This window comes from Thermosporothrix hazakensis (assembly GCF_003253565.1).
GTDB lineage: Bacteria > Chloroflexota > Ktedonobacteria > Ktedonobacterales > Ktedonobacteraceae > Thermosporothrix > Thermosporothrix hazakensis.
In genome coordinates this window covers 1-19280 of sequence record NZ_QKUF01000015.1, presented here as the reverse complement: position 1 = coordinate 19280, position 19280 = coordinate 1, and the positions used below count along the sequence as shown (strand labels likewise).

The following is a 19280-nucleotide window of genomic DNA, read 5'->3' as shown; positions in this document are numbered from 1 at the left end:
TGAGCAGATAGCATGATGGCAAGTGTAATCAGACCGGTACATCTGAAGTTATTTGATGAATTACGGGGAGAGCGTGTGACGCTGCGCCCTTTCCGCGAAAGTGACATTGCACCGTATTTTGAAGCGCTTTCGGAGTCGCGAGCTCAACTACGGCCCTGGCTGGCGTTTGCCGATGCCTATCAGACGCTGGAGGAAGTGCGCCCGTGGATCATGCGAGGAATGGCGAACTGGCTCTTGCGTGAGGATATGCCTCTCCATATGTGGGATACCTGCACGGGGCGTTTTCTGGGCGGATTTGGCATTCATCCGCATGATTGGGATGCGGGCTCATTTGAGCTTGGCTACTGGCTGCGCACCTCGGCGACCGGTCGGGGCTATGTGACGGAGGCGGTTCGCCTGGCAACTGACTTTCTCTTTACTGAGCTACAGGCGAACCGGGTCTTTATTCGCTGCGATGAGCGCAATGTGCGTAGCGCGGCTATTCCCCGACGGCTTGGTTTCCAGTTTGAGGGCTGTTTACGCAATGCTCAACGCGCCACCAATGGCTCTCTTGCAAGCATCCAGGTATACTCACTGATCCCCGAAGACTATCAGCGGTTACGGGCTGAAAAGCGCTGGTAATGCCCGGGCCATAGCAGCTCATAAGCGGCAACCATGCTCAGGGCTGTAAGAGGAGCCGCCGTGAAAAGCGATCGCGTACCACCTGAACGCCAATGCGGCGGCTGACATACCAGAGTGCTTCCATTGCCACATCTCTGACCTCTTTATCCCTGTTGGCAAGCTGGATCAGCACGCGGGCAGTTTCGTATTCCTCTTCCTTGTTCTCATTGGTGATCAGGCCCAATGCATTGACCACTTCCCGACGCAATGGCAGGGGAAGTGCTACCTCTTCGACAAGGCGGCGTAAGCTGGCGATGCTGACCGTGTCGTTTTCCTCGACCAGCACCTGAACGATACCAGCTCGAATGTCGGGTTGTAGCGATCGGTCGCGGAGCAACTGCCAGCGCTCCTGACGCTCAAGCTGGCGAATCATCTGTTTCTGAACAGGCAAGAAGCTTTGTGCTGCCTTGAGGTAAGCGGAGGGATCAAATGGCACGTGCTTATCTCCAAGCAGGTAGCGCAGATCCTCAATATCTTTGCGCAGGCCGTCATGGTCCAGCTCGGTGGTCAATGCCTGTAACTCCTGAATGAGCATGGCAGCAAGCCTGCGCGTTCGTTGGGGGGCAATGGGAATGCTTGCGGTCAGCAGGCTGGCAATATAGCGCCGTTCCTCCGCGTCCCTGTTTCGGTCCTTCAGGTAGTGATAGAGCTTCTGTCTGATGGCCGTGTCTTCGAGCAGGACAGAGATGCCGGGTAGGCCGAAGAAATTGACCATTACCTCTTTCAAGAACTGGCTTTCAGCATCGGTTGCGGGTGGCGCAAAGAGGTAATCGAGCAGGATATGCGCGGCCCGCTGACGATCCTGAGGCAGTATCTTCTGTGGTGTGGTAAAGGTCAGCGCGACTGCGATACAGCGAGGCGTGCTCTCGTCCTGTGGCTCACTGTTCATATGCGCGACCAGCCGGGCTCGTGTTGTGGAGTCGGATGAGTTGGCAAGCAAGATTGCCGCCTGGATGCGTAAAACCGTATCTTCCGAAGGATCGAGCACCAGTGCCATCAGTTGCGGGGCGATGTCAGGCGCTTCCTGCTGCTCAAAGAGCCTGATAATGTCATGGCGGAACTCAAAGCTTGCCCGAGTGTCATCAAGGATTTTGAGCAGAGCGGTAGTCAGGATGCCGTTTTGTTTGATAACGGTATCGTAGTAGCGCCTGTTGAAGATGTCGGTCAGAATGCGGCGCAGGTCTGCTGCCGTCTCAGGATGCAGGAACAGAGGAAGCAGCTTCTCGACATCGTCGCTGCTCCCGCTGATGCCAATCGCGTGAAGCAGGCTCTCTGTAAGGGCTCTCTTGCTGGTTGGGTGGTAGATGAGCTCGAACAGATGCGTGTGTAGCGCGGTATCGATTCCGGCAAGTTTGACCAGCGTCTTGGCAACTTCTTGCCGGACCTGTGTATAGGGCGTCTCGTGCAAGACTTGAAGTAGCCGGTCGATGATTTCCTGTTGCTGTGCTGGTGGTTCTTCTCCCTCGCGGTGATGCGCAACGAGGCAGTGGCCTGCCAGAATCAGGGTGATGGAGAAGACATCCTCCATTCCTTTGCGGTTCAATAATTGCTCAAGTAGAGGGGATAGATCCTGAATGATGCCTGCATACATGAGCAACACTTCTTCATTCCAGAGATCATTTGGGTGCTGTAACAGCTCTTTGAGGAGGAGCTGTTCAATGGTGTCGGCCTGTAGTGCATATTCTTTGAAGGTACGCGCTTCGACGATAGAGAGTGCGGCAAAGTAGCTCTGAAAGGTCAGATGGAGAAAGCCGTAAGCACCATCGTTCTGTTTCTTAATCAAGCCATTATCCGAACACAGCTCATCAATAATCTGGTGGGCCGTACTATGCGCCGAAGGAGTCTCCTGTTCGAGAAATTGTGAGACCACTGCACTCAGCCGTTCCTCAGTAAAGTAACGTTGCCGCTGTTGATGAAAATGCCAGGCGACCTTGCTGAGGAGCCGTTTTTTCTGCTCAACCGTGAGCAAGGCATAGGTATAGCGTGGATGCAGGCGTTCCTGATCCCATTCATACAGTAAGAGCTCGATACAGCGGGCATAGAGATCGGCCAGGCGTGTCGGTAGTTTCTTATTACGCTCGTAGAGCATCACAAGCAGCGACAACAGCAGTGGATTACTGACCAGCATTTCAAGCTGCGGAGTGTTGTCGAGCACCTCTTTCAGCTCCTCGCCAAGCGCGATCCGCTGGCGGTCTTCGGGCCCTTCAAGCTGAAACCACTTCCCAATGAATTCATGTGCTTCCTGTTTGCGGAACGGCAGGATCTCGTATTCGGCGAAGGGCAGCGGGGCGCGTTGCTCATACTTGTACTCAGCCAGCCGCGAGGTTACGATCAAGTAGATGGCTGGATAGCTACTACAACATCGCTTGATCGCTTCAAAGACGCGGCGATAGGCTTCCTGCCGCTCACTCTTTTTGTTGCCAAGAATGGCCTCATCCAGGGCGTCGAGCAGGAGGAGTACCTTGCCTTTGCTGAATTGATCTTCCAGGAAAGCCCGCGCCTCCTGAAAGGTCGGGAAGCCATGATTGTCGTGCCAGTCATCGGCCAGAAAGTCAAGAAGATTGTCCTGCTGTGAGCGAGCAAAGCGACTGAGCTCAACGGCGATTGGGAGTAAGTGGTGTAACCCATTGAGCTGGTCTTTGATCGCCCGGGACAGCATATACTTGAGTAGCGTGGTTTTGCCGCTTCCGGGATCGCCGAGGACAATGATATGCTTTTTGTCGCGCAGGACCTCTTCAGGGGCAAAGCTCCCTTCAAGGTACTCTTCCTCGATGCTCTGTTGAATGAAGTGAAAAACACGCTCCGGGGTATCTCCTCTGTTCATTTCAAGGCCAGGATCTGTCTTCTTGAGCGGGCGGAGCCGTTGCCCGACATGGATATGCTCCAATGTGATTGGCTCGGGCATATCCAGAATCTTGATGCTGGACATGGCTTCGTCCTGAAGCAGTCTGGCATGATAGCGGGCGGTTGCTGTGCTGATAAATTCCCGATGCTCCTTTTCTTTAGCTTCCTTTTCGTGCTGTGCCTCTTTTCGTGCAAGCTCCTGTTGCTCATGCATGACCCTGCGGTTCTCCTGATAGCCACGCAGCGTGACAAGGATGGAGACGACCGTCAACACACTGGTGACGACGACGCTGATGATTTGGAGCAGAATGTTGGGGTCGGTCCAGGGGGTGATGAGGGCCTCACGAGCAAGGACGGGGGCCTGAGCGTCGCTTTGTTCGGAATGGAAAAGGTGAAGCGGGTCGGGCAGGATGGAGGCGCAGCATAACCACATCCACACTGTTATCAGAAAGAGTATATGACGTTTTTTAAGCATATATTGAGACTCCCTCTATCTGTACTGCCTGCATCCCTGTTTTGTTTCTTTAGTAATTAAGACGTATTAAATATGCTTTATAAAAAAGTATAGTAATGATGAAAGAAACAAGTGCAGGAATCTCATTTGTGTACTCTGTCATTGTAGCGTATTGCTCACAAATTTGCTACTATCGACGATGATTCATCTGATGCTTGTTTATGCACGCGCAGGCTCCAATGCGGAACTCCTTGACTCTTGCTGTAGAGGTATGGTAAGCTTGGAAAAGGACATCTTTCTGAGAAGGAAAATAATCCTCCAAAGAGAGGAACCGAGGTTTTCACTGTGAGTATGAAAGTAGGGATAATTATTCAGGCCAACGTGGCCGCATGAGCGAACACGCCTGGGCTCATGCGGCAGGAAAGTGGCACGCTCAACAATCGATGCTTACTCACCTGAGTAAGTGACGGTTTGTTGTATCCCGAAATCAGGTTCCTTTCCTCCCTTTCTTTTTCACCTCTCTCCTATGGCGTGTGTCGCCGGGCAGCGGAGAACTCCAATCGCTGCTTGCACCACATGCGGCTAACGCCTCCTGATGTGTCCTGCGCGAGAGAGTTCACTGCTTTGCCCCCTCTAGCTTCCTTCTGTTCGACGTGCCAGAGCAGAGAGCAACCACATTTTTGAATTGTATGCGCGAAAAGGACAACATCTATGTTACAGGTAAAAGGAATTCAGCTTGCCTATGGTCCCCGGCAGATCCTTGAGGATGTCTCGTTTACGATCGGACCGGGTGAAAAAGTTGGTTTGATTGGTGTGAATGGTGCCGGGAAAAGCTCTCTCTTGAAAATCATTGCCGGTTTACAGGACAGTGATAGCGGCACGGTCAGTCGTCCGCGTAGCTTTGGCTATCTGAGTCAGGATATTGCACATGAAGATCCCGTTGCAGAGGGCAAGACCGTACGAGACTTCATCTTTAGCAGTACCGGACTTGATCGGGCGCTGGCACAATATGAAGAGATCTCAGCTGCACTCGCTTCAGCAGATGCTGGCGAGCTGGAAACGCTGTTGCAGCGGCTTGCCACTGCTCAGGATGCCCTTGAGCGGCTTGGCTACTATGAAGCCGATGCACGCTGTGAAGAACTGATAGCCGGGCTCAATATCGGCGGTGTGACGCTTGATCGTCAGGTGAGCTCCTTGAGCGGTGGCCAGAAGACCAAACTGGCTCTTGTGCGTTTGCTGTTCCAGTCTCCCGAACTGCTGTTGTTGGATGAGCCAACGAACTTTCTGGATGTTGAGGCATCGGCCTGGCTGATGGATTTTCTGGGCAGCTACAAAGGCTCTATCCTGATTATCTCGCATGATCTGGACTTGCTTGACCGCAACATCCATAAGATTCTGCGCTTGAACGAGTTCACGCACAAAATAGAGGAGTATCGCGGCACTTACTCAAACTACCTGACGCAGACCGGGGATGCGCTGGCCCTGATGGAGCGCACTCGTCGCTGGCAGGAGCGCGAGCTTGCCCGCTTGCGTAAGACTTCTCAGCAATTGCGGAGGTTTGGTGCGACACGTGTCAGCCAGCGCCGGGCGATCGACAAGCGCATTGAGGCATTGGAACAGAGTATGCCGGTCCTGCCTCAGAACAGCCGGCGAATCAAAGTCGATTTCCGGGTGCGCGTGAGCAGCGAGCGTGTGGTGCTGGTTGCTGAGGATCTCTGTAAGAGCTATGGTGAGAAAGAGATTTTCCGCAACCTCAGGCTTGAGGTCGAGCGGGGGCAACGGCTGGTGATTGTCGGGCGCAATGGTGCGGGCAAGACAACATTGCTGCGCTCACTACTTGGCCTGACGACACTCAATCAGGGCGAAGTGATCTTCGGCGATCGAGTGCGTATTGGTTACTATGCACAGGAGAACGAGGGCCTGAACTACGAAAACACCGTGATTAATGAGGCTGGAAGTATTCTTCCCGATAATATGAAGCGTGTGCGCTCAATTCTGGGGTGCTTCCTCTTCACGGGTGATCGCGTGTTTCAGCCCGTGGGCACTTTGAGCGGTGGCGAGAAGACGCGCCTGGCGCTGGCAAAAATGGTGCTCGATGGCCCCAATCTGCTGGTGCTGGACGAGCCGACTACCCACCTGGATGCGATGTCGCGGGGCATTGTTGGTGAGGCGCTGGCCGAATATAATGGCACGATCATCGCTGTGACCCACGATCTGGAGTTTGTGCGCTATCTCAAGCCTGATACGCTGTTGCTGATGCCTGAGGGCCGCATTGTTCTGTACGACGAGAAATACGATCAGCTCCTGCAACGGGCGTAAGTTTATGACAGGTTGTTTGCTTTCTTGCGGGAAGGCAGGCAACCTGATTCCAGGCCGCTGCGTATATCCTGTTAAAAGCAGAATGGGTTCTTTAGTCAGGATTGGAGGCTCTGGTGCAGAAGAACAGCAATATCTCTTTGAGCTTAAAACAGGTATACAATGATGAATACAGGGCGTTTCCCTATCCGCTCTATCATCGCTTGCGTGAATTAGATCCAGTGTATTGGGATCCTGAACTACAGGCATGGGTGCTGACAGGCTATAACGATGTGGTAACGACCTTGCGCAGTCCGAAAGTATCGGCGCAACGATTCGAGATCGAAAAAGAATGGCTTCCTGAGGCGTTTTACAGGCAGATGGAGCCCTCCTTGCGTGCGATCGCGCGTCAGATGCTTTTTCTGGACCCGCCCGATCATACACGAATTCGAGGCCTGGTGGCAAAAGCCTTTACACCGCGCATGATCGAGCGTATGCGTGAGCATATTCAGCAGATTGTCGATACGCTGCTTGATGATGTGCTGGCAAAAGAGCGCTTCAACTTTGTGGAAGAGTTTACCTATCCGCTCCCTGCGATTGTGATTGCCGAGATGCTCGGAGTTCCGTCCGAGGATCGAGAACAGTTTATCCGCTGGTCCGGTGACTTTGGCACGCTGTTGGAAGGGGCAGACCTGGATCTTGAGCAGGGTATGCGGGCGCTGTATGGTGTGCAGGAGTTCATCGATTATTTTAGAAAAATGATTGCGCAACGCCAGCTTCAGCCGCGGGATGATCTGTTGCAGGCCCTGATCCATGCGCATGAGGGCGGTGATAAACTGGATGAATACGAGCTACTCGGGAACTGCATCTTGCTGCTGGCTGCCGGGCATGGGACGACCACGGAACTACTCGGAAACGGTCTGTATGCCTTGCTGACTCACCCCGATCAATATATGCTTTTCCAGCAGAACCCCGAGATTGCCTCTACCGCTGTCATGGAACTGCTTCGATATGATGGACCGGTACAATCAACCAGTCGCGAGGTGAAAGAGGATATTGAGATTGACGGCAAGCGCATACAGGCAGGTTCCACTGTCGTGCTCTGTCTGGGAGCAGCCAGCCATGATCCCGCCCATTTTACCAACCCTGATCAACTGGTCCTTGATCGAAAAGAGAATCGACATCTGGCATTCGGGCAGGGAATTCATTTCTGTCTGGGGGCGCCGCTGGCCCGACTGGAAAGTGAGATTGCTTTCAGCACCCTGATGCGGCGCTTGCGCAATCCACGACTTGTTCAGGAACCTGAGTGGTGGAGTGGCTTGATCTTTCGTGGCATGGGGAGTTTATTGATTGAGCATGATGTATAAGCCAGTCCTGGCGGAGAAGAAACGATCTTCTCCGCTGTCGCTCTCAACGCTGACATATGCGTGCCAGTCTTTAGAAGAGACGGAAGGCCTTCCTTTTCCTGCGGAACAAAAAAGCAAATAGGTTGGGGATAAAGTGTCGGCTGACGGTGACGGAACTGGACAACATCGGCGTATCCTCATTTTCTTTTTAAATAGATGAATGGTAATGTCCTTATTATACCGACTTTGCCGAGCAAGAAAGAAGGGAATTACCAAAAGTCATAGCAAGGCGGGTAACTTCCCTCTTGACTTTCAGCCTGAAATTCTGTATGCTTGAAAGAGCAAACAAAAAAACCAGGAGTGGTGCGAATAGTGATAATCAAAGCCTTTCTCTAAACGACACTTAGCGGCGAAGTACACCTGTTTTTTGAGCAAGCGGGATATCGGGAATAGAGGTATCCTGTATGGTGTTATCTGCTATGGAGCGTGAAGAGAGAAGGGTTTTGCTGGCATCGGTCACCAATCTTGTTCCTCATTTTCACCAACAATATCCACCTTCTTTCTCATCCATTCTATCGGTGCGCTCCAGCGGAGATCGGCCAGTGCAGAAGCGGTAGCCGCCCGACACGTGTATTTTCGCCTCAATGAACAGTAGTTTAGATTTTTTTGACGGAGTATCCCATTTTTGAGATCAGTTGCGTTTTGTTTTGGGGCGGCAGAGAGAAAAAAGGAGCAGAGATTGACAGAATCTATCATCAATAATGCGTACGAAGAGAAGCGCATGGACGGCTTGCTCTCAACCGCTCCGCGTAAGGCAATTCTGGTAGGAGTAGACCTGCCTGATGCGGAATGGCCGCTTGAAGAGTCGCTGGACGAGCTTGCACAGTTGGCAACGACGGCAGGCGTGGAGTGTGTGGATCGTGTGGTGCAGCGCCTCATGCGTCCTCACCCGGCGACGGTGCTTGGTTCCGGAAAAGTAGAGGAACTTGCAGGATTGCTCCAATTTCACGATTGTGATGCGGCGATCTTTGACCTTGAGTTAAAGCCGGTACAGCATCGTAATCTTGAGCGTGAACTTGGGGTCCAGGTGCTCGATCGCACCGCGCTCATCCTGATCATCTTTGGTCAGCGTGCGCGGACGCGTGAGGGGCGTCTCCAGGTTGAGCTGGCTCAGATTGAGTATGATTTGCCGCGTCTGGCCCGGCAGTGGTCGCACCTGTCTCGTCAGCGTGGTAGCGTGAACCAGCGTGGTGAAGGAGAGAAACAGATTGAGGTTGACCGCCGTTTGCTGCGCCGCCAGCGCGATCAGTTGATTGAAGAGATTGAGCAGGTACGCAATCAGCGGCAGTTGCATCGTGACAAGCGGAAGCATGATGGACCTCCTGTTGTGGCGCTGGTAGGCTATACCAATGCCGGAAAGTCAACCTTGCTGAATCGGCTGGCCGGAGCGCAGACATTGGCCGAGAACAAGCTGTTCGCGACGCTTGATCCAACCACCCGTAAAGCGCGGCTTGAGGGGGGGCAAGAAATTCTGCTGAGTGATACCGTCGGCTTTGTGCAGCGCTTGCCGCACACGCTGGTGGCTGCCTTCCGGGCGACCCTGGAAGAGGTTGCTGAGGCCGATTTGCTGGTTCACGTGGTTGATGCCTCGCATCCGCATGTACGCCATCAGATCGAGGCAGTCGAGCAGGTGCTTGAGGAGATCGATGCAGGTGGTATGCAGATGATCATCGCACTCAACAAGGCCGATCAGCTCGCGCCGGATCAGGTGGTAGAGTTGAGCGAGATTGCATCTCATCTGCCACAGGTGAAGGTCTCGGCCTTGACTGGCGAGGGCATCGATCAGTTGTTGCATTGCATCAGTGAGCAACTGATACAGCAGTTTGTCGCGATGGATGTGTTGATCCCATATGATCGGGGTGATCTGGTGGCTCAGTTCCATCAGTATGGCACGATCGAGCATGAGGAGTACATGGAGAAAGGCACTCATCTGCGCGGCTATCTGCCAGAGAACCGGAGCGGTGCCTTCTATGCTTATCGCATTCGCACCTCAAAGCGACAGGCACGGAAGGAAGCAATCCGCGCTGTTTCCTAGACACATGTGAAGAGCAGAATGGCGGGAGGGCTGGAAAAGCTCTCCCGCTTTTTTTAATGGAGTGGATGCGCTTCGTATAACCGCCATTCCGGGTCAAGCTGAAGCTCTGCCAGGGTCTCGCTTCCCGCCAGCCCTTTCTGAATCACAACGCGCGAGTTTTTTCCATCGACCAGATACCAGCGTTCAGCATGAATATCATAGTAGCTATCCTGAAGCCAATCTGTCTCTATTGTAACCTCATGCTCGATGATGCCCTGTCCGTCCTTGAGATGGACGAGGAGGGCGCGCCCATGTCCGGTATCGGCTACTGTCACATAGTGGTCATCGAGCACGCGCACGGAATGGGGATGGTTAAGCCCCGAGAGCACGGTCTGCCAGCGTCCGGTTTCTCGCTCAATTGCGACAATCGAACCCTGGTGGAAGAGGGTAGCAAGGATGGTATCATGTTTCCACTCGGTCGCCGAGTTAACATGCGTTGTCTGGGTCAGAGTTCCATATTTCACGCCTCTATGATCCGCCGTTGTATCAAGGATACGGCGCTCTCCGGTGGGCGTCTCCTCAAAGCCATGTTCTGTGGCCCACCAACTCCACAAAGGATCTCCATCACGGCTGAATTCCACTATCGCATCAACACCCGTGCTGGCAACCAGATAGCCGCGCGCGGTGCGATTGAGCGAGTGGAGCAGACTGAATGAGGGCAAGCTGACGCTTTTCTTGATCGCGGTAAGATCGGGCGATACCTCATAGATGGTATCCAGCGCCGCAACCAGCAGACCCTGTTCGGTCTGTGCCATACCGGCAGGCATTGTTAGCGGGAGCGTTGCCTGAATTTGTCCGGCCTCATCCAGCGAGACAAGCAGACCGCCCTGATCTTCTTTTGGCTTTTGCAGGCTACCAAGCGTTGTCACCGGACAGGCCGTTTGCTCTCGTGATTGCGCCCAGTGATTCTTGAGCAACGAGTGTCTGGTTGAAATACAACTGAGTAGCAATGTCATTTTGTGTGCTCCTTGTGAGTGTAAAGGGTTGACATGCTATCCATTTTGACCGTATAGTTATTGCAAAGGAATAATTACTTTGTTGATCTACTATATCAACAATATCACAAAAACACAAGTTCTTGCAAGAACTGGACAGCGTGCTGTTACTGTTCGATAGAATTGCGCAATGCCAGCAGAGGCGATATGAGGAGGTGCCATGACTGCGTCTGAACACTCGGGATCAGAGAACAGCCATTTGAAAGCGCTTGGGCCGGGAGAGGGGAGTAAGGTAGAGCAGATCAAGGTGAATAGCCATCTGTTGCGGGGCAAAATCGCTGAAGAATTGGCCGAACCGACCTCACACTTTACGGAAGACCAGATTCAGCTTATCAAGTTTCATGGTATTTACCAGCAGGATGATCGTGACCTGCGTCAGGTCCGCAAGGCGGCTCGGGCCGAGAAGGCCTATCAGTTTATGGTGCGTTCGCGCATTCCAGGTGGTGTCTTAACTCCTGAACAGTATCTGGTTCAGGATGAACTTGCAGACCGCTATGGCAATGGCACCTTGCGCTTTACAACCAGACAGAGTATTCAGCTTCACGGCATCCTGAAAGAGAACCTGCATCAGACCATTCACGATATTAATAAGGCGCTGCTTTCAACGCTGGCGGCCTGTGGGGATGTGAACCGAAACGTGATGGCTTGTCCTGCTCCTACCTCGTCGAGGGCGCAAGCACGGGTACAGGAGTTCGCACATCGTCTTGCTATGCATCTGGCTCCACGCAGCAGGGCATATTCTGAAATCTGGGTTGATGGAAAGAAAACGCACATCATTGAGAGCCCTGACGAAGTAGAGCCTATGTACGGCCCGACCTATCTCCCTCGAAAGTTCAAAGTAGGAATCGCCTTCCCAGGAGATAACTGTATTGATGTGTACACGCAGGATATCGGCCTGATCGCACGACTTGATGGGGATAAGTTGATTGGTTTTACTGTGGTGATCGGTGGCGGTATGGGCATGACGCACGGGAAGAGCGAGACATTCCCGCGTCTGGGAACGCCGCTCTGTGATGCCAGCACTGATACCGTTGTTGCTATTGCTGAAGCAATTCTCACCGTGCAGCGCGATTATGGAGATCGCAAGAACCGTAAACACGCTCGTATGAAATATGTGGTTGATGAGCGTGGTATTGATTGGTTTCGGGACGAGGTTGAGCGGCGGCTTGGCTTTACACTTGCTCCGCCGAGTCCTGTCGAATTACATGCGATCGAGGATCATCTAGGCTGGCAGCAGCAGGCAGATGGTCGCTGGTTCCTGGGACTGCATATAGAGAACGGGCGTGTCAGAGATACTGAGACGGCGCAGGTGAAGACCGGCTTGCGTGAGGTTGTCGCGCATTTTCGCCCGGGCGTTCGTCTGACTCCTCAACAAAACATACTACTGACTGATATTGAGGAAGCGCAGCGAGACGAGGTCGAAGCGATGCTCAAGCGCTATGGCATTGTAACTGACCCCGCCGCTATCGGTGCGTATCGCTTTGCGATGGCCTGCCCGGCGTTGCCAACCTGCGGCCTTGCTGTTGCCGAGTCGGAGCGTGTCTTACCGGAGCTTGTCAAGGAGATTGAGACTTCCTTAGAGGAACTTGGTCTTGCTGGTGAGCCGATCAGTATTCGCATGACCGGCTGCCCGAATGGATGTGCCCGCCCGTATATGGGTGATATTGGCCTGGTCGGGCGTTCAAAGGATCTCTACAACGTATATATTGGTGGTGATCAGGCGGGTACTCGCTTGAATGTCCTCTATGCTGCCTCTGTTCCGCTGAAGAATATTCCGGCCACGCTTCAGCCAGTGCTGGCGTTGTGGAAGCAAGAGCGCCAACGAGAAGAAAGCTTTGGCGACTTTTGCCACAGGGTCGGTATTGAGCGGTTACGCGAACGTACAACAGTTGCCACAGCTTGAGGTCAGGCAACGTAGCCTCTCCTACCCGGGCTCGTATTGGAGGTACAAAGGGGTGCCTCTGTACGGGTTATTTTTTTGAACAATCCTTTAGAGAAGGAAGAGGTAGGTTATGCCGAAGTATTATCCGGTAATGCTTGATGTGCGGCAACGCTCGGTTATTGTTGTCGGCGGTAATACAGTTGCCGCTGAGAAAACGCAGGCGCTTGTCTCCTGTGGTGCTCATGTCACAGTGATTGCCCCTGAACTCTGTACGCCCTTGCAGGAAATGGCAGAGCGGTCAGAGATTGTCTGGCGGCAAAAGGTGTATGAGCGGGGTGATCTTGCGACTGCCTTTGTTGTGGTGGCGGCTACAAATGACTCGCAACAGATTGAGGATATCTGGCAGGAGACGCAGGAACGAGGGCAACAGGTCAATATCGTGGATGTACCGGCTCGCTGCACGTTTATTGTTCCCTCCATTCTGCGGCGTGGACAGTTGACGATCGCTGTTTCAACCGAGGGAGCCAGCCCGAGTTTAGCGAAACGCATACGGCAGCAACTGGAACAGCAGTTTCCCCCTGCTTATGAGCACTACCTTCAACTTGCGGCTGTGGTGCGCGTGTATTTGCGCCAGCATCAGGTATCATATGATGAGCGTGATCGCTTTTTCGGGGACTACTTTGCGTCGGAGATTCTGCAATTGCTTGCTCAGGGAGCATTTGGACAGGCTATAAGCCAGGCGGCTGCTCTCTTGCGTGCTTATGGGATCACGGTGCCAGAGAGCACGCTTTTCGAGGATATGGGCTTTCTTGCTCATAGTGCTGTAACATCCACTTCTGCTTGAGAGGATGGACCTTTCTTCTAAGCCTCGTAAAACAGACTGTATTTAAAGACTCCGTGTGTTTTTCAATGCAAAACATGCGGAGTTTTTCATTGTTTTCTTGTGAGTTTTTATATTGATTGAATTGCATGCTTTATTATATAATCATCCTACTGGAATTTCTTTGTTTTTTCCTATCTCTCCTGATAGACTTTAATTGACAATTCGGGACACCATTCAACTTTCATCTCCAAGAGGTGATTATCCTCTTAGAAAGGTTATAGGTTTAATGGATGCATTAACTGTTCCCTCGAACCGTACCTACCTTTTTGCAGGCGCTGGTGCCATTATCGGACTGATAGCATTCTTATTCATGCCATTTGCTCAAATGCAGGTCAAGGCAACAGGAGGTGCCTTTTCAATATCCCTTCCTGCGGTTGGCATTAATACAACCTTGCTTGCTTCAACGAACGCAGCAATCTGGCTTGCCTTTCTGCTGGTGCTGCTGGTGCTGCTTGCTCTGGGGCGCTTGATCTACAGCGCGCAACCCCTGGGCAAGCAGGTTGCCGCACCCGTTGAGAAGCAGGTGAGTTGGACCCTGTATGCCATCATTGGCGCGGCTCTCCTGAGCATTATCGTTGAGATTATCGTGATTTCCGCTGCGAAATCCATTTCACTGGGTGGCGCTCTGGGAAGCCCTGCTCAAATTCCTGGCTCCTTCAGCTTCGGTGTGGGTGCCTGGATTTTCCTGCTGGCAATGCTGGTTGTCATTGGCTGTGCAGGTTGGGAGGCCTATAAGCGCCTGCCAAAAATGCCGCAGCAGGTAGCGCCGGGACAGTCGTATCCGGGAGCATATCCGCCGCCGACTGGTCCGATCCCGCCACAGTACAACACTGGAAACTATCCCCCACAGTACAACACCGGGAATCAGCCGCCGGTGCAGCAGTACAACACTGGAAACTATCCCCCGCAGTACAATACCGGGAATCAACCACCGGCACAACAATATAATACCGGGAATCAACCACCGATGCAGCAGTATAATACTGGTAATCAGCCGCCCCAGTATCCCTATCCGCCACAGCCGAATCAGCCTCCTCAAGGTGGACAACAGTAGCTATGTTGAAGGATACGAAGAGGATGAAACAGGCACAAGAGAAACTGCTAACGCCGTGTAGAGAGGAGCGCTGCCATGTTTAATAAGTTCCTGTTACCGAAAAATATTCCATTCCTGGTTGCGATAGGAGGCGCTGTCCTGGCGCTGATCACTTTCTTTTTCATTCCTTTTGCTGCCATTCAGGCAGGCACGGGGCAGGCTCAGGAGGGCTCTCCGTTCCAATCGCAGGCCTTGACCGCGCTTCAACTGTCGGCTATCAATGGGCTGCTCTGGTTGAACGTGATTTTCGCCCTGGCGGCTATCTTTATTGCCACGCGTCTGGTATTGAGTGAGAATCCCTTTGGTTCCAGGTGGCCGCTGGAGGTCCAGGTGAAGCGAGGGGTAATCGCTCTGATTATTCTGGGCCTCATCGGGGCGATCTTTCAGGCCTTGATCTCGCCATTGGTATCTCAGGCAATTACCGAGATCCTTTCAACCGCCTCCTATGGCTTGTTTGGGGCTGTCTCTCTGTCTCTTGTCTGGCAGGCAGGTGGCTACATCTCGCTGATTGGCATGCTGGCGATTGCAGCAGCCGGGGTCTGGCATATCTTGCCGAAACAGCCCGCAGGTGCGCCGGGTATGTATCCGCAGCATCAGACCGGTGGGTATCCGCAGCAGCCGTATGGCTATCCTCCTTATCAAACGGGACAGCAACCGTCACAGCAGTTGTATGGCGGCTATCCTGCACCACAATATCCGACTGGTGAGTATCAGCAGGGGACGCCTTCGGGAGCATATCCGCAACAGGCGCAGGTTCAGTATCCAGGAGGCGCTCAGCAGCAGCCGTATGGCTACCCGGCACCACAGTATCCGACGAACGAGTTTCCGAAACAGCCCGCGACAGGAGAGATGCAAACACCATCGGGAGAGCAGACGATTCGGCAGGTACCGCCACAGACCCCCCACTATACAGGGGAACAGACAGTCAGACAAGCGCCCCCCGCACCTCAGCCTCCTGTTGAAGAGCAAACGGTCAGGCAGGTACCGCCACAGACGCCTCACTATACAGGAGAACAGACGGTCAGGCAGGCACCTCAGCCTTCTGCCGAAGAACAGACGCTTCGGCAGGTGCCGCAGACGCCTCCATCAGGAGAGCAGACAGCCAGACCATCTCAGCCACAGCAACCACCACAGGAAAGCTAAGTCGAGAACAAAAAAGGAGAGCAAGCCTGATATGAAGCGGGCCTGCTCTCCTTTTGTATTGTATGAGCTTAGCTTTGAGGGGCCGTCCCCTGTGAGCGGGGGATACCTGCTGAGGCCGTAGCAGCCGGTGATGTGCGGCGAGCAAGTATCTGCTTGGCGTTTTCTGCACATCGGACCTGATCCTGTTGGGCCTGATAGAAGAATTGGGCCAGTTCCTGATCTCCATCGCGCTGTGCATCTTGCGCGTAGATGGCGTATGTCTTTGCCCCTTCAAGTGCGTGATACAGCACGCTTACCAGGTCAAAGTACGTATTGCTGGTATTGGTAACTCTCTCTTCTTGAGGTCTATTCATAACTGAAAACCTCCTCTCTGCTACTTCTTGTCTGATTTCCGAACTTCTGTGTTGTATCAACATGGGTGTCACGAATCCAATAGCGGAAACGTTACGTTCTTCTCTGTGTGGTTTCTTTCCTGTGTCTGTGTTTGCGCATGGAGGAAGGAGAGGACGGCGGCATTGAAGGATCTGGATTGTTCAAACATACAGGCATGACCGGCATTGCGCAAGAGGACGAGACGCGATTCATGAATAAGGTGTTGTGCCAGCGGGGCAAAAATCGAGGGCACAAGGGTATCTTTTTCTCCCCAGATAAGAAGCGTTGGCACGCGTAGGCGTTGCATATCCTGGCGCACATTCATAGACAAGAGTTCGCGGGCGAAGCGGAGTGTTGTGCGTGGCCCTGCCCGAAGGAAATCATAGCACACAATCGGGAAGAAGGCCGGTGAAAGATGGGTCAGAAAGGCGAGCATCGGAAGGATATTCGCGCGAATGCTGGTCTGATGAAACAGCACCGAGGGCGCGACCAGCACGAGGCTTGCAACCTGCTCTGGATAGCGAGCAGCAAAGCGAATGCAGATCAGCCCACCCATAGAATGACCGATAAAGTGAGCGCGCTGAATGTGGACATGCTGCATCCACGTCTGTAGCCATTCAGTGGCTTCTGCGAGGGTGATTGCGTTAGCCTTTGCGCGCATACTACCAAATCCCGGGAGGTCGAGAATATAGACCCGGTAATGACGCGCAAGCGCTGGAATGTTGCGCCGCCACCAGAGAGAAGAGGCCGCCAGACCATGCACGAGAATAACTGGCTCTCCACTGCCTATGACCTGATAGCGAACGCGTTTTCCCTGTATTGTGATAGAGCGAGTGAAATATATCTGTCTCATAGACGCTGGTTATCGTATTGAAAGATCTCTTCTACATAGTATCTTCCAGATCTGTGAACGTGCAAGGGGGCTCTCTTCCCCGGAAAGTACTCTTCCCATTTTCAAAAAGCGGAGAAAGCGTTATAGTGAATGTAACATCCGTTTCTCCTTTGGCAGAGTTGTTTCCGGAAAGAAACTCAATGGTGTGGTAAGCAGGTGGGGAGGAGGAAAACATGTCTGTTGCTCATGCTCTACTGCGTGTTGTGCTGGTGCTTGGCTGTGTGTTGCCCGTATTTGCTGCCGGCGAGGCTCACGCGGAGACTATGACCCCCTATGAGGCCCTGGCAAGAGGCCCTTATACCATTCTGGGAAATCAGGTGCTGGATGCCAGTGGGAAGCCCTATCTCTTTCATGGTATCACGCGTTCAGGGCCAGAACTTGATTGTACAGGCAAGCAGAGCCCTTATGATCGTTCGCATCTTGCCTTGATGGGTGTCCCTGTGCCCAATGTGGCCGATATCAAAGACGGGAGATATTGGGGAGGAAATACGGTTCGGGTGCCGCTTTCTCAGAATTTCTGGCTGAAGGGCGATATGAAAATTTCGACCTGTACGGCGGCGGGGTATCGAGCATTTGTGCACCGTCTGGTTGACGATCTGACAGCACTCGGATTGAATGTCATTCTGAACCTGCACTGGTCCGGTGCGGGTGGACAGGTTGGCGGCGCAGGTGCAGAACAGCAAATGCCCGATACCGATGCGGTGCCGTTCTGGGAACAGGTGGCGCAGACCTACAAGGACTATTCCAACGTGCTTTTCGAGCTCTATGATGAGCCCGGTATCTCGTATCAGCAGGGGTCCTGCTGGAAATTCGGCTGTATGATCGTGGGGGATGAGGTCAGGGTGCATTATTGCGGCTGCTTCAAGCTCTTTTCCTACCAGGCAGTGGGGATGCAGACCTTGCTGGAAACGATTCGCAAAACGGGAGCCCGGAATCTGGTGATTGCAAATGGCACCAATGGTGGGTATAGCCTGAAGCAGCTTTCCATGTACGCGCTGGAAGGAACCAATGTCCTTTACAGCAGCCATCCCTCTAACAACGCGAGCGATAAAATGCCTTCCTTCTGGACCGACCATTTCGGCCAGTTCGCGGATCGTTATCCGTTGTTGATTACAGCATTTGGCCAGTACAATTGCAAAGCCGACTTTGTGAACATGCTTTTTGACTATCTGGATGCGCGTCAGATTGGCTGGATTGCTCGGGCCTGGTTTGTCTCCTCTACGTCTCGGAGCACTATCTGTGCCTATCCACAACTGGTAACTGATTACAATGGCACGCCATCACATGCTATGGGTGAGAGTGTCTATGAGCGTCTACGCGATTATCATGCGGATGCGCTCGTTCGCTGGAAATTGGCTGTAAGTGAGATGCGATCTTTCAAGAAAAGCACGCGCTAGAATACGTCGAGCGGGAATAAACCGTGAGCGGGTCGCTGTTTTCTCCTGTGGGCCGGCTTAAAAGGCGCCGGAAACGGAGAAAGGAAAATGGCTAATGATCGATATAAACAACCCGAAGGTACAAAAGATTCTGAACTCGAAGGCCCTGGCTCACCTTGCAACACTTGGCCCCGATGGGGCGCCGCAGTCTTCGCCGATGTGGTTCCTTTGGGATGGAGAGTATATTAAATTTACGCATACAAAAGATCGCAAGAAATACGCGAATATCAAGCGTGATCCGCGTGTCGCTATTTCAATCAATGATCTCGATAACCCATATATCCATGCAGAGTTTCGCGGTGTGGTAGAGCGGATTGAAGAAGATCCTGACGCTTCTCTCTTTAATGAGCTTGCCGAGAGGTATGGGATGCCCTGGCGCAATCCTGGAGACCCCCGCGTGGTGCTCTATGTCAGGGTGCAGCATATCACCGGACAGAATCTGAAATAGGCGTGCATAGAGGGTTGTGAGCCTGCGAATGAGTATATTGAGGGGAAAAAAAGAAAGGGGCTTGACAGCCTCCTATCACTCATGGTATAAGTAACACTAACAAAAGCGAATAGTGAAAAGCGATGAAGGGACGAGTAACAGGAAACGTTCCATTCCAGAGAGCGGGCGGCTGGTGGAAAGCCCACATGTGAAGATCCTGTGAAAAAGACCCGGAAGCCGCGAGAAGAAATCACTGGCCGGCTTGGTGAAAATAATGGAGTGAGCCGCCGTGAGAGTAGACCTCGCCGGATGCCCCCGTGATCGGGCATATGAGCGACCTGTAAGGTAGCCCACAGAGGTTGTTGCCGAGAGGCAACAGCGAAAGAAGGTGGTACCACGGGGAGCCGTTTACTGAAAGAAAGTA

14 protein-coding genes are annotated in these 19280 nt (G+C 52.9%); 10 read left to right on the top strand and 4 right to left on the bottom strand.

Annotated features, from left to right (window positions below):
* The first annotated feature begins 12 nt into the window (after positions 1 to 12).
* Positions 13 to 621, top strand: a complete 609-nt coding sequence (locus EI42_RS19090; RefSeq protein WP_111324234.1) for a GNAT family N-acetyltransferase — start codon at positions 13 to 15, stop codon at positions 619 to 621.
* 37 nt (positions 622 to 658) lie between these two features.
* On the opposite strand, the gene EI42_RS19085 is transcribed toward EI42_RS19090, so the two are convergent.
* Positions 659 to 3979: an NACHT domain-containing protein gene (locus EI42_RS19085; protein WP_111324233.1), complete on the bottom strand. Its 3321-nt coding sequence runs from the start codon at positions 3977 to 3979 to the stop codon at positions 659 to 661.
* A 690-nt stretch (positions 3980 to 4669) separates the two neighbouring features.
* On the opposite strand from EI42_RS19085, the gene EI42_RS19080 reads away from it, so the two are divergent.
* The 3 genes from EI42_RS19080 (at position 4670) to hflX (ending at position 9694) form a co-directional block, all read left to right on the top strand.
* The gene (locus EI42_RS19080) at positions 4670 to 6277 is read left to right on the top strand and encodes an ABC-F family ATP-binding cassette domain-containing protein (RefSeq protein ID WP_111324232.1); all 1608 of its coding nucleotides are present in this window, start codon (positions 4670 to 4672) and stop codon (positions 6275 to 6277) included.
* Between the two features lie 113 nt (positions 6278 to 6390).
* Complete coding sequence (locus EI42_RS19075; RefSeq protein ID WP_111324338.1) at positions 6391 to 7620, top strand: cytochrome P450; 1230 nt, start codon at positions 6391 to 6393, stop codon at positions 7618 to 7620.
* Between the two features lie 718 nt (positions 7621 to 8338).
* Positions 8339 to 9694, top strand: a complete 1356-nt coding sequence (gene hflX, locus EI42_RS19070; protein ID WP_211326255.1) for a GTPase HflX — start codon at positions 8339 to 8341, stop codon at positions 9692 to 9694.
* Positions 9695 to 9747: 53 nt separating this feature from the next.
* Here hflX and EI42_RS19065 read toward each other — a convergent pair whose 3' ends face one another.
* Positions 9748 to 10689 (bottom strand): hypothetical protein, encoded by a 942-nt coding sequence (locus EI42_RS19065; protein ID WP_111324231.1) that lies wholly within the window; start codon positions 10687 to 10689, stop codon positions 9748 to 9750.
* A gap of 199 nt (positions 10690 to 10888) precedes the next feature.
* On the opposite strand from EI42_RS19065, the gene EI42_RS19060 reads away from it, so the two are divergent.
* The 4 genes from EI42_RS19060 (at position 10889) to EI42_RS19045 (ending at position 15729) form a co-directional block, all read left to right on the top strand.
* On the top strand, positions 10889 to 12631 hold the full coding sequence (locus EI42_RS19060) for an NADPH-dependent assimilatory sulfite reductase hemoprotein subunit (RefSeq protein ID WP_111324230.1): 1743 nt from the start codon (positions 10889 to 10891) through the stop codon (positions 12629 to 12631).
* Between the two features lie 109 nt (positions 12632 to 12740).
* Positions 12741 to 13454, top strand: coding sequence for a precorrin-2 dehydrogenase/sirohydrochlorin ferrochelatase family protein (locus EI42_RS19055; RefSeq protein WP_111324229.1), 714 nt, complete (start codon positions 12741 to 12743; stop codon positions 13452 to 13454).
* A 265-nt stretch (positions 13455 to 13719) separates the two neighbouring features.
* Positions 13720 to 14547 carry a hypothetical protein gene (locus EI42_RS19050; RefSeq protein WP_111324228.1) on the top strand — a complete coding sequence of 276 codons (828 nt, stop codon included), beginning with the start codon at positions 13720 to 13722 and terminating at the stop codon, positions 14545 to 14547.
* A gap of 75 nt (positions 14548 to 14622) precedes the next feature.
* Positions 14623 to 15729, top strand: a complete 1107-nt coding sequence (locus tag EI42_RS19045; RefSeq protein ID WP_111324227.1) for an MATE family efflux transporter — start codon at positions 14623 to 14625, stop codon at positions 15727 to 15729.
* Between the two features lie 68 nt (positions 15730 to 15797).
* Here EI42_RS19045 and EI42_RS19040 read toward each other — a convergent pair whose 3' ends face one another.
* A complete protein-coding gene (locus tag EI42_RS19040; RefSeq protein WP_111324226.1) occupies positions 15798 to 16082 on the bottom strand; it encodes a hypothetical protein in 285 nt (94 codons plus the stop codon).
* Positions 16083 to 16150: 68 nt separating this feature from the next.
* The gene (locus EI42_RS19035) at positions 16151 to 16954 is read right to left on the bottom strand and encodes an alpha/beta fold hydrolase (RefSeq protein ID WP_111324225.1); all 804 of its coding nucleotides are present in this window, start codon (positions 16952 to 16954) and stop codon (positions 16151 to 16153) included.
* Positions 16955 to 17166: 212 nt separating this feature from the next.
* On the opposite strand from EI42_RS19035, the gene EI42_RS19030 reads away from it, so the two are divergent.
* Both EI42_RS19030 and EI42_RS19025 read left to right on the top strand, forming a co-directional pair.
* Positions 17167 to 18390 carry a glycoside hydrolase family 5 protein gene (locus EI42_RS19030; RefSeq protein ID WP_111324224.1) on the top strand — a complete coding sequence of 408 codons (1224 nt, stop codon included), beginning with the start codon at positions 17167 to 17169 and terminating at the stop codon, positions 18388 to 18390.
* A 94-nt stretch (positions 18391 to 18484) separates the two neighbouring features.
* Complete coding sequence (locus EI42_RS19025; protein WP_111324223.1) at positions 18485 to 18877, top strand: PPOX class F420-dependent oxidoreductase; 393 nt, start codon at positions 18485 to 18487, stop codon at positions 18875 to 18877.
* Positions 18878 to 19280: the final 403 nt, after the last annotated feature.